At 32.7% G+C, this 16,580-nt stretch carries 13 protein-coding genes; 5 read left to right on the top strand and 8 right to left on the bottom strand.

Annotated elements, in window-relative coordinates; translation table 11 throughout:
- Positions 1 to 109: 109 nt before the first annotated feature.
- The 6 genes from ACFEL1_RS05690 to ACFEL1_RS05665 all read right to left on the bottom strand — a co-directional run bounded on the left by ACFEL1_RS05690 (position 110) and on the right by ACFEL1_RS05665 (position 7,029).
- Positions 110 to 2,917 carry a hypothetical protein gene (locus ACFEL1_RS05690; RefSeq protein ID WP_375330781.1) on the bottom strand — a complete coding sequence of 936 codons (2,808 nt, stop codon included), beginning with the start codon at positions 2,915 to 2,917 and terminating at the stop codon, positions 110 to 112.
- 159 nt (positions 2,918 to 3,076) lie between these two features.
- On the bottom strand, positions 3,077 to 3,409 hold the full coding sequence (locus ACFEL1_RS05685) for a HesB/IscA family protein (RefSeq protein ID WP_375330780.1): 333 nt from the start codon (positions 3,407 to 3,409) through the stop codon (positions 3,077 to 3,079).
- Between the two features lie 4 nt (positions 3,410 to 3,413).
- A complete protein-coding gene (iscU, locus tag ACFEL1_RS05680) occupies positions 3,414 to 3,797 on the bottom strand; it encodes a Fe-S cluster assembly scaffold IscU (RefSeq protein ID WP_341753738.1) in 384 nt (127 codons plus the stop codon).
- A gap of 102 nt (positions 3,798 to 3,899) precedes the next feature.
- Positions 3,900 to 5,156, bottom strand: coding sequence for an IscS subfamily cysteine desulfurase (locus tag ACFEL1_RS05675; RefSeq protein ID WP_375331560.1), 1,257 nt, complete (start codon positions 5,154 to 5,156; stop codon positions 3,900 to 3,902).
- A gap of 265 nt (positions 5,157 to 5,421) precedes the next feature.
- Positions 5,422 to 6,558: a cysteine desulfurase family protein gene (locus ACFEL1_RS05670; protein WP_375330779.1), complete on the bottom strand. Its 1,137-nt coding sequence runs from the start codon at positions 6,556 to 6,558 to the stop codon at positions 5,422 to 5,424.
- Positions 6,559 to 6,612: 54 nt separating this feature from the next.
- Positions 6,613 to 7,029, bottom strand: coding sequence for an Rrf2 family transcriptional regulator (locus ACFEL1_RS05665; protein ID WP_375330778.1), 417 nt, complete (start codon positions 7,027 to 7,029; stop codon positions 6,613 to 6,615).
- 170 nt (positions 7,030 to 7,199) lie between these two features.
- Here ACFEL1_RS05665 and ACFEL1_RS05660 point away from each other — a divergent pair, with 170 nt between their 5' ends.
- From ACFEL1_RS05660 to ACFEL1_RS05640, 5 genes are all read left to right on the top strand, one after another.
- Positions 7,200 to 7,955, top strand: a complete 756-nt coding sequence (locus tag ACFEL1_RS05660; protein WP_375330777.1) for a hypothetical protein — start codon at positions 7,200 to 7,202, stop codon at positions 7,953 to 7,955.
- 345 nt (positions 7,956 to 8,300) lie between these two features.
- Positions 8,301 to 10,454 carry an LPS-assembly protein LptD gene (locus ACFEL1_RS05655; RefSeq protein ID WP_375330776.1) on the top strand — a complete coding sequence of 718 codons (2,154 nt, stop codon included), beginning with the start codon at positions 8,301 to 8,303 and terminating at the stop codon, positions 10,452 to 10,454.
- Positions 10,455 to 10,464: 10 nt separating this feature from the next.
- On the top strand, positions 10,465 to 11,352 hold the full coding sequence (locus tag ACFEL1_RS05650) for a SurA N-terminal domain-containing protein (protein WP_375330775.1): 888 nt from the start codon (positions 10,465 to 10,467) through the stop codon (positions 11,350 to 11,352).
- A complete protein-coding gene (rsmA, locus tag ACFEL1_RS05645; protein ID WP_342279161.1) occupies positions 11,352 to 12,215 on the top strand; it encodes a 16S rRNA (adenine(1518)-N(6)/adenine(1519)-N(6))-dimethyltransferase RsmA in 864 nt (287 codons plus the stop codon). The genes ACFEL1_RS05650 and rsmA overlap by 1 nt, the downstream gene beginning before the upstream one ends.
- 278 nt (positions 12,216 to 12,493) lie before the next feature.
- Positions 12,494 to 13,258: a polysaccharide deacetylase family protein gene (locus ACFEL1_RS05640; RefSeq protein WP_341761773.1), complete on the top strand. Its 765-nt coding sequence runs from the start codon at positions 12,494 to 12,496 to the stop codon at positions 13,256 to 13,258.
- A 374-nt stretch (positions 13,259 to 13,632) separates the two neighbouring features.
- Here ACFEL1_RS05640 and ACFEL1_RS05635 read toward each other — a convergent pair whose 3' ends face one another.
- Together ACFEL1_RS05635 and ftsH are read right to left on the bottom strand one after the other, a co-directional pair.
- The gene (locus ACFEL1_RS05635; RefSeq protein ID WP_342279025.1) at positions 13,633 to 14,418 is read right to left on the bottom strand and encodes a succinate dehydrogenase iron-sulfur subunit; all 786 of its coding nucleotides are present in this window, start codon (positions 14,416 to 14,418) and stop codon (positions 13,633 to 13,635) included.
- Positions 14,419 to 14,680: 262 nt separating this feature from the next.
- On the bottom strand, positions 14,681 to 16,570 hold the full coding sequence (gene ftsH / locus ACFEL1_RS05630; protein ID WP_341761775.1) for an ATP-dependent zinc metalloprotease FtsH: 1,890 nt from the start codon (positions 16,568 to 16,570) through the stop codon (positions 14,681 to 14,683).
- Positions 16,571 to 16,580 lie beyond the last annotated feature (10 nt).

Here is a 16,580-nt window from a genome sequence, read left to right as displayed (position 1 = left end):
TTTATAAGTATTATGGAAAGCAATTTAAGCTCAATAGTATGTAATACCAATTCCCGAATTTAATTTAGTAAATAATTCATACAACAAATCGATTTAATTAGTAAGGCATTTAAATATCTCCCATGCAGCTTACATCATACATGGAATAATCTTCCGGAAAAACATCACACTTTAAAGGATAATCTTCTATCTGTGTACTATGATCTACACCCCCAAAAACTTTTATACACTCAATATTCTCAGCACGCAATGCCCTTTTTATGCCATCATGATCAGTTTTTTTATCAAAAATCACTAAAACAGCACCATTATCATTTTCATAAATTTTGCTTGCGTATAACCGAGCATCTGCATTTATTTTAAGTTCTAGAAAACATGATCCTAATATTTTAACCCCGTTAAGGTTAGGATTTTTTACTATATCTTTCTTTAAAGCAGTGGTAAATTGTTGCTGCTCGGATATCTCTAATGATCCTAACAGTTCAGGGTCAATGCTAGCATAATTATTATGTTTCTTACTAAGACGTACTACAACATCTTTATTCTTTGTTGTATATGATACTTCGTCAGAAATGTGCCAAATTTGATGATTTTCTTGAGGATGGTCAGAATTTTTATCATGAGAAAAGCAAGCAATTTTTTTAATATTTTGATAATATTGATGTATAATTTTCCAGTGGTTTAAACATTTTTCCACAAAACTTTCTTTGGCTAAGGAGTCTTCTTGAGTAGCAATATCACTTACCTCAGTATTGGATCTTTCTTCAGAGCTATATTCTTCTGTGCCACAACTAGATGCACCAACATGACTACCTGCGGGAATCTCATGATGTGTTTTTTCACTAATAGTTTTGTCTATAATTCCTAAAGAAAAAGTAACTTCATCATCTTCCGTGATTTTATTAACAATGTTTTTAATTGCATCTTGTGAGTTTGGACTTGTGTTACGATTAGGATCTTTGGTCAATATATGATATTGACATATATCAATTATACTGTGAAACTCCTCTGAAAACTCTTTCCTTTTGGCATTACACATGTCGTATATTTGTTTAATATAATTCCAATTTTTGTTTAGAAATTCTGTATTCTTATCTGCAAATGCATTAAACATTAAGTTTAATTTAGCTGCGTTAAGGTTTATTTTAGGGTCTATTTCATATTGAAAGGATTTATGAGTTTTTAACAGCTTTTCTGCTATATCTAAACAACATTTAGCTTCACTTAACTCTTCTATGGCTAAATAAAATTCCGCCATTTTTATGTTAATTATAGGATCTCTCTTTATAGAATCACCTTTTAGGGCGTCTAAAACTTTTTGATAATTTACTTTTTCTATATCATTTTTAGACCAACATTGCAAACAAGCTAAAATCCTCAAGATACACTCAGAATCACCAAAATCAAGATCATCAATTACCTCCTTTATAGTATTAATACTACACTCCCCTGTTTGCATGAGAAATGCCTGTAAAAATTTTATAATAGTTGTGCGGATTTCCTGATTGTTTGCTGAAAGAGCTTGTTTAATTTTTTCTATATCTTCCCCTATTTTTTTAACAAATGCTGTATTAAAAACATGATATGAAAATAATTTTATAAATTTCTCTTTAACTTCACCAGATAAATTAAAATAATCAATAACTAATTTATCAAGGGTTAACGTTTTAAATGGACTATTTTTTATATTATACAAAGCTATTAATAAACGATATAAATCTTCCTGTATTTGAGTACTATCAGCATATTTTATTAATTCTAGTGATACTTCAATTGTTTCTTGCAAAATTGTTTTTTCTTTACTTTCTTTATACTTATAGTAATTAAAGCGCTGCTTATAAGCATAATGTTTTGCACTGTTATCTGCATTATTATTAATGCTTATTAATGTAACCAGTTGATTAGTATACTCATCTAATAACCCTTCCTCTTCCTTTGTTAAGAATGACTTTAGCTTTATTTTATCAAAATATAGTCCTATTAACTCTTCATAGTGAATCATCCTTAATGAATCGGATTGTATCTTTGCTACAATAGAGTGTATTATTTTTATATATTCATTATGATCTATATATTTATAATATTCAGATAGAAGCGTATCCAACACAGACACATAATCCTCATAATGATCTGTATTTTGTTTGTCAAGAAGTAATTTTATACGTTGAGAAATCTCACCTCTTTTGTTATTTAAGATAACATCAAGACATTCCAAAAACTCTTTTGACCTATTGTTCTCGAATTTAGTTACCACTTTGAACTCTCCCACAGATTTCTCCTGTGTTGAACATTTTTTTAACTCTTCCTTGAATTTTTCTATATTTTTATCGTAATCCTCTTGATTAAATTTGCCTTGTAGTATTTCTGAAGATTTCTTAGCTCCTTTTTTCTCTTTTAACCATTGAATTAATTCGCGGTTTTTCTTGATTTCTGATCTATCTATTAATACATCGTTTAAAGATTCGAGCAAATCTAATAATGTTAAGTTATTATCATCATTTAATCTATTAGGATTAAATAAATTCTCATCAAAAACTTTACTATTCAATAAATATTTGATAACACTTTCCTCACCTTTCTTTAAATGCTCACGAATTAATACAAGATTATATAATTGTATCCAAAATTTTAATTTTTCTATTGCATCCTTATCCATTTCTTGAACAAACTTTGACAAAAATCGCTCTATAATCTTTATATATTTTATTTTTTCTTCATTAGTTATATTAGTTGCATCAAGGGAACATAAAATACGATTGACTATAAAATTTCCTATTTTACTATCACCTAAAGGGCTATTTAAAATTGTTTGCAATTTATCATCAAATTGTTGTTGTTTAATACTAGAGTCATGTACTGAACTACTAGCTAATAAGCTAACACTTGTAGACGCTTTTGTAGAGTGTTTATGTTTCATATAAGAACCAGTGTTAAGAATGAGCTGTTTTGCTGCCACTTAGAATTAAATTACGCAAATTTGGGATATATTGAAACTCAAGGTGAGTAACGTCTTACATTCTACACGCTAAAGACATATGGGTTTTACGGCATTTTTTATAAAAACAGAAATATTTTTTTATATATTAAACGATTTTCCACACCCACAACTACCTTTTTCGTTTGGATTATTAAAAGTAAACCCGGATTTAAACTTGTCTTCTACATAATCCATTTCACTTGCTAGGATATACATCAGAGCTTTTGGGTCGATTAATATTCGTACACCTTTATCTTCTATCACCTCATCAAAATTATTCTTGTTATCCGCATATTCTACGTAATAAGATAGACCAAAACAGCCACCAGATTTTACCCCAACCCTAATACCAAAAGATGGTTTATTACGTTTGTCTATCAATAGCTTTATTTGCCTAGCTGCTGCATCAGTCAATGACATAATATTTTTCATAAATTTACTGCAATTTTTTAGTTTTATAATCAGCTATTGCAGCTTTTATTGCATCTTCTGCTAATAAAGAGCAATGGAGTTTTACTGGTGGTAAAGATAGTTCTTTGGCTATTTCAGTATTTTTTATACTACCAGCCTCATCAATAGATTTACCCTTAACCCATTCTGTTACTAAAGAACTTGAAGCAATAGCAGAACCACAACCAAAGGTTTTAAATTTGGCATCTGTAATAATTCCATCCTCACTAACTTTAATTTGTAGCTTCATTACATCACCGCATGCAGGAGCTCCGACAAGACCTGTTCCAACATATGCATCATTTTTATCTAATGACCCTACATTACGAGGATTTTCATAGTGATCCAGCACTTTTAGACTATATGCCATTTTATTTCCTATCTATATTATAATAATTAAGTGATAAGCATCTAAGCAACCTAAGCGAATTTAGGATCAGAATTGACAAATTCTTATCCCGATGCTGGGGTATCAATGCATTGCCCATTTGATCTGCTTTAAATCAACTCCCTCTTGCACCATCTCCCAAAGAGGGCTTAGTTCTCTTAATTTATTAATTTTTGACGCTATTAACTCTGCAGCATAATCGATTTCTTCTCTAGTAGTAAATCTACCAATACCAAACCTAATGGAGGTATGTGCCATTTCTTCATCAACACCCATAGCTTTTAGCACATATGATGGTTCAAGCGAAGATGATGTACAAGCAGAGCCGGATGAAACGGCTAGGTCTTTAATAGCCAGTATCATAGACTCACCTTCCACATAAGCAAAACTTAGATTTAGATTGCCCTTATATCTATTATGCCTAGCACCGTTTAGATAAACGTCGGCAATTTCTTTAGTAATATTATCATAAAACCTATCAAAAAGCTCTTCTACATGCTTAGCATCTTTTTGCATCTCAAGCAGAGCTATTTCAGCAGCCTTGCCAAGCCCAACAATTAAAGGAGTTGGTAGAGTTCCAGAACGCATTCCTCTTTCCTGCCCTCCACCATTTAAAATCGGCACTAGTCGTACCCTAGGTTTTTTCCTTACATATAAAGCACCAATACCTTTAGGAGCATAAATTTTATGCCCAGAAATACTTGCAAGATCAATATTACAATCATTAACATCTATTGGAATTTTGCCGTATCCTTGAGCAATATCTGAGTGAAAGAATACTCCTCGTTCACGACAAATTTTGCCAATTTCTTTAATTGGTTGGATAACACCAATCTCATTATTTACAGCCATCACCGATACCAGTATAGTTTGATCTGTTATGGCATTTTTCAATATTTCTAAATCAATCAAACCACTTAGCTGAATTGGCAAATATGTTACCTTAAATCCTTCATCTTCTAAATGTCTACAAGCATCTAAAACGCATTTATGTTCACTTACCACAGTTACTATGTGATTTTTTTTATTACCATAGAATTTAGCAATTCCTTTAATAGCTAAATTATTAGATTCAGTAGCACCAGAAGTAAAAATAATCTCTTTAGGATCTGCTCCAATAAGCCTAGCTACTTTTTTTCTCGATAGCTCCACAGCTTCTTCAGCTTCCCAACCAAAGGCATGACTCCTAGAATGCGGATTACCAAATTTAGTGGTAAAATATGGCAGCATACATTCCAAGACCCTTGGATCTATAGGAGTTGTAGACTGGTAATCCATATAAATTGGCAGCGATTTACCACTTAATTTTACTTTTTGTCTTAATTTTTCTAATTCATCCATACTAGTTACTCTTTTAGCTTTCCTGCGATTTTTAAGATCATCCCTGTACCTAGAAGGGTTATCCGTCATTGCGAGGATCTATTTTAGTCACAACTGTTGAAAGTTTACAAATACCTATACCACAGTGTCATTGCAAGCGTAAGCGAAGCAATCTAGGAAACAATCTATAGATAAATGATGTTACTGGATTGCTTCGTCGGTCTTACAGCCTCCGTAGCTCATGACGTATAGGGAAGCTATATTTACTAACTTTCAACAGTTATGCTTACGCACCCCTCGCAATGACGTTTAAGTTAGAAACGTATACTTCTTCAAATGCTTTAATAAACGTCACAACATCTTGGGTAGTTTGTTGATAATCAAAGCTGACTCTAATCGAAGACCTAGTGTCATCCTCACTAAACCCCATATTCGATAAAACATGTGACTTACCAACTTTCCCTGATGAACAAGCAGAACCGGAACTAACTGCTATACCCCGTAAATCGAAAGCTATCAATTTGGTTTGTGCATCAGTGTTAGGTACGATTATCAACGTGGTATTTGGTAATCTTTCAACATCTTTCGACACTATTTTAACATTTTTATAGTTGCACAAATTTTGCTCCAAATATGTCTGTAATTTCTTCATTTTTTTGTATCTATCTTCTATCTCTGTAGTCGCTATTGATGACACAAGCCCGAACGAAGCAATCGCTAGTACATTTTCTGTACCTGAGCGGATGTTTCTCTCTTGCCCTCCACCAATCATCATTGCTTTAAGCGTATGCTCTGCTTTAGCAATCAACGCACTACTTCCCTGTACTCCTCCTAATTTATGACTTGATATAGTAGCAAAATCAACTCCTAATTCTTTAATATTGACCGATATTTTGCCAACTGCTTGGACACAATCACTATGAAATACTGCCCCATATTCTTGGGCAATTTTAACCAGCTCTTGTACATTTTGCACAACACCACTTTCATTATTAGCTAACATTACAGACACGAGCTTTTTACTACTATGACTAACCGATAATAGTTCTCCTAAATGCTGAGCATCAACAACACCATCGCTATCTACCCTAATAATTTTAATATTATTTCTATATTTAGCATGATCAAAGATCGATAAATGTTCTATGCTAGAAACAAAAATTTCTCCGTCATAATAACTATTCATCAACAAATTATTACTTTCTGTGCCAGAGGAAGTAAAAATAACCTGATATTCTCTAGAATTTATGTCAACGCCCACAGATCTTGCGACTTGCTCCCTAGCTGTTTCTACTAAACTCCTAGCATAACGCCCTTTGGTATGAATAGAAGACGGATTATATGCTTCTTCGAGCAAATTCTTCATAAGTTCCTTAACCTTAGGATGAACGTTAGTAGTGGAATTATGGTCTAAATATAACATAATTTATTCGTCCACTAATACATAAGTTAAAATAATTTTCAAAAACTTTTAGAGCTAATCTAGTGTATCAGCTAGCATGTCAGCTACAGAGATGGTGTCAAAATAGTTCCTTATATGCTTACTTAAACCTAACCATAAATGATGAGCGTTACATTTTACTTTATTAGGTACGCAACTATTCTGAGATTTTCTTAAACATCTTGTCATTTCAATATTCTCATCTACCGCATCAATAATATCAGTAATCTTGATATTATTTAATTTTTCATTAATGATATAACCACCTTTTGGACCTTTCGCTGATCTAACTATATTAGCTTTCTTAAGTTTTGCAAAAATTTGCTCCAAATAGTTAACCGGTATATTTTGCTTTGCCGAAATCTCAGCCAAGGTAACAGGTATATCCGACATTTGTGATGCGATTTCTAAGATAGCCATTACAGCATATCGCCCCTTTGTAGTTAATTGCATACAAACAACTCCACTATAATAACATTACTATATAATACCCTACTAATTTAGTCAAGTATTATTTGATCATAAAAAAACTCATTGACAGCAAAAAAATTGTTAACTAAACTTTATTTATTACTACTATTAAAATTGAGTTAATATTATAAATTTTAAAATGGAGAGTAATTATGTCTAAGAACCAAGAAGATAATGCCACCTCTACAAGTGAAGAAACAATAGACAATCGTAAAAAATTTTTAGATTCTTTAGAAAAGTCCCGAACAGAACTTGAGGGAAAGTCAGTAGAGGAAATCAAAAAATTAAGTACATTGGAATTGGCTAAGTATTTTTGTGATGTTCATCTGCTCATTAAATACTATCAAGAATACAACCAAACTTATTCTGATTCCTCCATTACTAGTGAGGGGCTAAAGCACAACGCGTATATCTATCTAGAGGAACACACTAAACCTGATATAGGCAAGTTCATAACAGTCTTTGACACACTAAAAACTAATATCTTACAATTGCAACAATGCGATCAAAAGACACCATTCAATATATGGACAACACCTATAACAAGTTCCTTAAATAAGTTGCAAAAGCTAGATCCTGAAAATATGATCAACGACGAGACGATGCAGGATATTTTTGTTGGTTTAAAACAATTATTAGATAATACGTCCCTCCAAGAACCCTTGATGGTTCGAGAAAGGATTATTGCAAGTAAGGATGCCGTTGCAAATCTTACTGAAGAAGATAAAATTGCTATTGCTGCTAGTGAAGAAGAGCTAGGATTAGAAGTGGCTTTATTGCAAGCTAGTCATAATATTGACCGTTTCACAGAAGAGGCGAAGGCACTAGAACACCACTTGCAAGGTGCAGATGTTTTTCAAGTACCTACAACTGGTTCTAGTAATTTGGGTGATGATGATTTAGCTTAAATGAATGGCATAAATAGACCTAGGCTGTATACTCGGTAAACTTCAAGAATTGGCGTGTCTAAAGATCGAAGCTGCTCACGTACTAATATACGCCTAGCAGCTCGACTTTGCTACTGCCTAGCTCTTCTTGAAGTTATACTATCGTCTACCAACTCTTCATTTACGAGCAGTATATCCTTGTAGCACATTGCCCTCGATAACCTTACTTGATTACCTATAGCTAATCGAATTAGCTATAGAAAACCTAATTCTAAATTTACTATTACTTTAACCTCGGATTATCGTATAAATATATCAAATTTGATGTATACATGATATATCATCTTACTTCAAAAGTTATCTTTAATGCGAATTTTCTGCAATATATTAATTATTATTACTTTGTTATCGGTTTTTGGCTTTGCAATAGCTGACAAGCAAGGGACTGATAAACAAAAGATAGGCAAACAATTTAGCTTTATGTCAGCGGATTATATTGAATATAACCAAAAAGAACAGTTTATTTATGCTAAAGGTGATGTTCAAGTTATATTGGATAATTACTTCCTAACAGCTAATTCTTTGATTTATGATATAGGGCAAGATAAACTTTGGGCTGAAGGTGATATTAGAATTAAAGATCAGCACAATAGAGTTATTCTAGGAGATCTTGTTATATTAAAAGACAAACTAAAGGCAGGGATAATCTCAGATTTTATTTTATATTTTGGTGATAATACACTATTAGTATCAAAATTAGCAGAAAGAGTAAATGAAGATATTTTTCGTCTGCATAATAGTACCTTTACTCCATGCAAAATACTATGTAACCAAAAACCTATTTGGCAAGTTTCTGCAAAAAATACTGAGATAGATCTTAATAAGAATAAAATGGTTTATAATCACCTATTTTTTGAGGTATATGGTGTACCAATCTTGTATATACCATATTTTTCTCATCCAACACCTAAGGCGTCCGCAGAATCGGGAGTATTGATACCTGGAGTGCGGGATAATGCTTTGGGAATACCGCTATATTATAGAGCTAAACCTAATCTAGACTTTACTCTAACCCCTAGGATTTTTTGGCAAAAGCATAATATTATATATAAAATTTTTGAACTAGAAGCTCGTTACAAACCGAATAAAACTGATTATATATCTTTAGACGCTAATTATGGTAAAGTACCATATTCTATAAAAGATGGTGATGTAACGATAAAAAATCGTAAGGTGAACTCATATTATCTATTAAGCAATGGTAATTTTACCAAAAACGATTATAGATACGGATTTAGGTTACAACGTACTTCTGATAAGGCTTATTTAAAAAATTACTATAACAATTATACTCCGTATTTAATGTCTAAGTTATATTTAGAACATGTCAATAATTATAATTATTTATTAACGGAAGGAATATATTTTGAGGGATTGGGAACAAATGATTCTAGTAGTACGAATCCATTAATTTTTCCCAAGGTCAGAACCAAGAATGTTATACCTCTAAATGACGAAGAAACTAGTAATTTAGTTGTAGAGAATGATGCATTAATCTATAAGGAAAGAAGTGGAAAAGAACTAGGTCGAGTTGCATTGCAACTAGCAGTGGATAATAATTTTTTAACTGAGGCAGGTCATTTATTTAATGTTACCTTACGGAATAGATCAGATGTATATTTTATTAATCACCTATATCTAAATGATTCTAGGACTAATCATGTTCTAACTAGAAATATACCTGAAATCCAAAATATTTGGCGTTATCCATTATCTGGATCAATTTTTGATAAAACTAGCTTGTTTGTAGAACCAATTATATCCGTGACTATTGGACGTAGACATAATTATAATAAGAAATTTTCCTTTATTGATCCATCAAAATATGAACTATCAGAAAATAATATATTCAATTCGAATCGTTATAGTGGTATAGATTATCATGAATTTGGCAATAGATTAAGTTATGGGGTTAATTCTTCTATACTATCGGAGGAGAATTATACAAGTTTATTTCTAGGACAAACCTATAACACTACTATTAATACTAACTCTATTAATAATATCGAAAATGTTGGTAGAATTGCTAGTAGTTTTGCTGATAAGATAGAGCTGTTCTATAGATTTAGAAAAAGTAAAAATTTTGATCCAATTAGAGATGAATTAGGTGGAAGCCTTAACTCTAAGAAAATTCAGTTAACTGCTGGATTGGTTCAGATTTCAAATTTACAGAAATATTATTTTACAAATAAATTAACTGATAACAAAATAAGGCAATTTTACTATAATTTCACTTATCAATTAACCGAAAATTGGTCAGTTGCCTATGATATGAGAGTAGATTGGCCAAAAAGCAAACTAAATGTTCTTTCTAAGAGTATCCAGGTGACATACTTGAATGATTGTGTTAGAATAGCCGGAAAACTTTCAGACAATTACATGGAAGATGGTAGTAGGGGAATAAAAAAGAATTCTGCTGTACCTACTATTTCTATAGGTTTAAAAATATTAAATATGTGAGTCTAAAATTATGAAGAAGTTATTTTGTTTAGTTGCTATCGTTTTTAACCTAGCTATAGCGAAAGCAGAATTATCCAATATAGTTGCATTAGTTAATAATGAGCCAATTACATTACATGAATTTCTAGCCAGAAAACACATGATCATGGCACTTAACAATATTAACAATCCTGATTCTCAAACAGATAAGCAACTTGACAAGATGGCAATTAACAGCGTGATTGATGATTTATTGCTTTATCAGTCTGTAAACGGTAAAAAAAGTTCTGATAGTGAGTTAAATGAGTCTATAGAGACTATTGAGCAACGTAATAAAATGGCAAAAGGACAATTAATGCAACTTTTGAAGAGTAAATCTGTAGATATTAATAGTTTTAAATCTCAGATTGGTGCTGAAATTATCAAAATGAATATTTTATCTAGTATTTCTAGATCAGTTGCTATTAGTGCAAAAGAAGTTGATGCTATAATATTAGCGACTAATTCAAAAGATGCAGAAATATCGGTCCAAATCTTTACTTCAAAAGATAAACAGGATAAAACTTTGCAAAAGATGTATGGGTTACAAAAACGCCTTACAAATTGTCACGATATCAAAGAATCTTTATATAAAGATTTTTCTACGTTAGAAATAGTCAATCAAAATTTAAGCACTCTAGATTCTACGTTACAAACAATTCTCAAGGATTTAAATACAGGAGAGAAAAGTAGTGTTTTCGAGATGCAAGATGGGTTTAAGTTAATCTTAATGTGTAATAAAAAGATAGTTAATGTTACTCTAGATGAAAATGATTATGTAATAAATCTTCTGACTAATAAAAAAATGTCACAAAAAGCCCAAAAATACTTTGAGGATATGCGTAAGAAAGCATATATCAAAATAATGCTACCTTTGTGATATACTCGAATGATCCGAGTACACTACCTTCAATCGCCAAGCATGCCAGCCAACATGGTATTGTTCCTATTAAGAGATATGGTCAGAATTTCATTTTTGATAGTAGTCTATGTGATAAAATAGTTCGCGTAAGCGGTCTCCGAGAAAATGACTCTGTATTAGAAGTTGGCCCTGGTACAGCTGGACTCACTAGAGCTATCCTTTCCCACAACCCTAAATCTTTAACTGTGGTTGAAACTGACGCTAGATGCATACCGTTACTGACGGAAATAAGAGAGTTATACCCTAATCTGCATATTATTCATTCAGATGCTTCTAAATTTGATCTATCAACCTTAAGTCATGACAAAACACATGATAAAATAACTATTATTTCAAATTTACCTTACCAAATAGGTACAGAGTTAGTTATAAAATGGTTAAAAAAATCATACTTAATAAGTAGTATGACTTTAATGCTGCAAAGAGAGGTTGTAGAGCGAATATGTGGTAAAGTTGGAACAAAATCTTATGGCAGATTATCAATAATATGTCAGTTACTTTGTTCAGTCGAAAAATGTTTTGATGTTAATCCGCAAGCTTTTTACCCTGCACCAAAAGTCCACTCTGCAATAGTTAGACTCGTGCCTTTTGATAATCCATTAACACTTGAACTAATTGGGAAAGTTGAACTAATTACCAAACTAGCCTTTAGTGAACGTCGTAAAATGATTAAATCATCTTTGAAGAAACTAACCCCGTATATAGAAGATTTGTTATCTCGATTAAAGATTGATAATTCTTCTCGATCTGAAAATTTATCACCACAAGATTATTTGTCTTTAGCAAAATTATACTCAAATGAACCACTATACTGCTTGTAAATGAAGAGTTGATAGACGAAGATCAAAATCATGAAATGCTAGGAATTACCAAGTCGAGGAGCGGAGCGTACATATAGTACGTGAGCACCGCAGATCTTGGATAATGACGACGCAATTCTTGATTTTCATCGAGTATACATCGCTATTAATATCACTACCAGTAAATATTTATTGTTAATTGTCAATTTTTTACTTTGGTATACTTGGTAATGTAATGATACAATTATATGTTACGGTAAAAGCAACCTACTTAACCATATAATCTCAGGTATATTTTTATGAGAATAACCAAAATCTTCCTAATCTATTGTTTCGTAGCTATAGTAAATCTACCTTATGCATTATGTGCAGATACAAATAAAACAATTTATATAACATCAGATGATGGGCCTCTTGGAGGAACCGAAAATGTTATTAATGTCATGACCCAAAAAAAGACTCCTATTACCATGTTCATGGTAGGATTACATTATGATAATTCGAGTCCTAGCCTAAAGAAAGCTGTTGATCTAGCTAAAAAAAACCCTTTTATTGAAATAGGAAATCACAGCTATACTCACGCTAATAACCACTATAGGAATTTTTATCATCAGCTTCCGGATGTAATTAAGGATCTTAAAAAAAATAATACTGTTTTTGGTTTTACTGGTTCACATATCAATACTAGACTACCAGGTAGAGATGTATTCCGTCTCCCCAACCTAAGTAAAGATGATCCATATATTTCAAAAGAAGAAGATAAAGTAGAAAGAATAGATGATGATGGAATATATAAAAACGGCTTCTATCTATATGGCTGGGATTTAGAATGGGTGCATAATCAACATGGCAAGCCAATTCAATCTTTAGATGAATTAGTGCAAGAGATAGAAGATAAATTTAACAGAAATGATACTGCCTTACCTAATAAATTAATTTTACTTATGCATGATGAAATGTTTCAAGACCAATTTAATGGCAAAGAAAATTTAAGTCAGTTAGTTGATCTTTTGCATAAAAAAAATTATAAGTTTGATTTTATTAAAAATTATCATGTAGAGTGATTTTTATCTATAAATGCTTTAAAGAATTGGATTTGAAAATAAATGGTGAGCATGCTAGGCGTACATATAGTATAGTTACGCATGCGAATCCATGATATTTTCAAAAAACAATTCTTCAAAGCAGAAGAGTATACACTAATGCTATATCGAACTTAGGTTAAGTAACTCACCTTTACGTATAACCCCCATGGCAATTTAAAAGTCATAGGAAAAACAGCCTAGTGTCTATTAGCGAGAAGCCACTTTGTGGCGACGAAGCAATCTAATGAATGTGGATTGCTACTACACTCACGTGGTCTCGCTAATAGACGTCTTGTACTTTTCTGCAATTTTTAAATGCTATACGTAAGGTGAATTAAGTAAGTCTATTCGCTTTACACTCCGTGACGTTCTATTATTTGGCTTTTTATCTCTGCAATAGCTTTAGCTGGATTTAAACCTTTCGGACAAGTTTTTGTACAGTTCATAATCGTATGACAACGATATAATTTAAATGGATCTTCTAAAGCATCTAAACGCTCTCCTGTATACTCATCCCTAGAATCAGCAATCCACCGATAGGCTTGTAGTAAAATCGCAGGTCCTAAATATTTATCACCATTCCACCAATAACTTGGGCAAGAGGTGGAACAACACGCACATAATATGCATTCATATAAACCATCCAGTTTTTCTCTATCCTTAAGAGACTGCAATCTTTCAGTATTGGAAGGTGGCGGACTGTCAGTTTTTAGCCAAGGTTCTATCGATTCATATTGAGCATAGAAATGCGACATATCAGGTACTAAATCTTTTACTACCTTCATGTGCGGTAGAGGATATATCTTGACATCACCACGAATTTCTTCAATAGACTTAATGCAGGCAAGTGTGTTAGTTCCATCTATATTCATCGCACAGCTACCACAAATTCCTTCACGACAAGAACGCCTAAAAGTCAAGGTAGAATCTATTTCATTTTTTATTTTAATTAAGGCATCTAGAACCATTGGACCTGTTTTGCATAGATCTAACTCATAAATATCAATTCTAGGGTTTTCTTCAGAATTTGGGTCATATCTATAAATTCTGATATTACGTAACTTAACCGCTTCTCCAGAATATTTATATGTAGTACCTTTACGGACTTTAGAATTAGGTGGTAATCTAAGTTCTGCCATGTTTATTCCTTATCTAAAATTCTAACTATATTTCAGAGCAATTTAAAAGTTGTAATCAATGGTGAAAAGATGTCATTCCCGCGTAGACGGGAATTCATTAATATCTAATACTACAGTTGTAGTTACTCACAATGTTGTCCCTGCGTAGGTAGCGGGATATAAGAAACTGTCCTTTTAAGCTATTTAGACTTTTTTAGACCCCTACTTTCCTTTCGCAGGGGTGACATCAAGCACATTGCCTACCGTAGCCACGACTTTTCAATTATCCTGCTGTCCTTTTCTGATTTAGTTTCTTAACTTTTACAGTACCACCATAATCATTTTTTATTGGAAATAAATTTTCCTCTTCTGAATTCATTGATCTATCACTCAGCAAGTTTTTAATCTGCTGACCAGACAATGTCTCATGTTCAATCAATAATTTAGCTAACAAATGAAGTTGATCAATATGTGTAGTTAATATATTTTTGGCAAAATCATAACCTTTTTCAATAATTTTTCTTACTTCTGTATCAATTAATTCTGCTGTATGTACAGAAGTATGACCTGCTCCCCTACCACTAGTATATAGATCTTCATTACTCGAACCATGATATACTGGTCCTATTGCATCACTTAATCCCCAGTCCGTTACCATAGCTCTAGCCATTTGGGTTGCCATTTTAATATCTGAAGAAGCCCCAGAAGTAACTTTATCTCTGCCAAAAATAAGCTCCTCAGCTACCCTGCCAGCCATTGCTACCGCTATATCAGCTTCCATTTTATCACGTGGCATAGAAAAACGATCATTTTCAGGAAGCCGCATAACCATTCCAAGTGACCTACCCCTTGGAATAATAGTTGCTTTGTGAATTGGATCAGAAGCAGGACAATACAACCCAACCAATGCATGCCCTCCCTCATGATAAGCAGTTAGTTTTTTCTGCTCATCTGACATAACCATAGAACGTCTTTCCACGCCCATTAACACTTTATCTTTTGCCTCTTCTAAATCTGCCATACTTACTTCTTTTTTGCCCTTGCGAGCAGCAATTAATGCAGATTCATTGACAAGATTAGCAAGATCTGCTCCTGAAGATCCAGGAGTTCCTCTAGCTATGATTCTAGCGACTATATTTGAGGCACATTTTATTTTCTTCAAATGTACTTGTAAAATTTGTTCTCTACCATCAATATCTGGATTAGGAACAGTAATTTGGCGATCAAATCTTCCAGGTCTTAGCAATGCTGAATCCAATACATCCGGTCTGTTAGTTGCAGCAATGATAACTACCCCTTCATTATCCTCAAACCCATCCATTTCTACCAGCATTTGATTTAGTGTTTGTTCACGTTCATCGTTGCCACCACCCATACCAATACCTCTGTGGCGACCTACTGCATCTATTTCGTCAATAAAAATTATGCAAGGAGCATTACGTTTACCTTGTTCGAACATATCACGGACACGGCTAGCACCAACTCCAACGAACATTTCAACAAAATCAGAGCCAGAGATACTAAAGAATGGGACATTTGCCTCGCCGGCTATAGCTTTTGCTAGGAGAGTTTTACCTGTTCCAGGTGATCCTATAAGTAAACATCCCTTTGGAATTTTACCACCAAGTTTTTGGAATTTGCTTGGGTCTCTAAGGAAATCAACAATTTCAGTTAACTCTTCTTTAGCTTCGTTAATTCCAGCAACATCTTTAAAAGTAATTTTCGGACCTTTATCTGAAACTAGTTTAGCTTTAGATTTACCAAAACCCATGGCTTTTCCTCCACCTTGCATTTGACGCATGAAAAATACCCACCCACCTATCAAAAGAATCATTGGAAACCACGAAACAAATATGTTAAACAACAAGTTCATTTTTGTATCAGGTGGTATTATTTCAATATGAACCGAATTGCTGTTTAGGCGATTTATTAGATCTGGATAGTCAGCAGCATAAGTTGAAAAAGAAGATCCATCGCTGAGAGTCCCCTCAATCATTCTACCCTGAATTTTAACAGCACTAATTGCTTTCTCATCAATTTTGCTTAAAAAATCTGAAAAAGCGATATTACTTTTTCCTCCAATAAAACCATCATTTTGAAATGCATGAAAAACAAGTATCATTAAAACAAAAACCGACACCCAAATTAGAACATTCTTACCTTGATTATTCATCTATGACTCA

Source organism: Candidatus Tisiphia endosymbiont of Oplodontha viridula (assembly GCF_964264865.1).
Classification (GTDB): Bacteria; Pseudomonadota; Alphaproteobacteria; order Rickettsiales; family Rickettsiaceae; genus Tisiphia.
The sequence above is the reverse complement of the archived record's forward strand: the minus strand, read 5'-3'. Positions and strand labels throughout refer to the sequence as shown.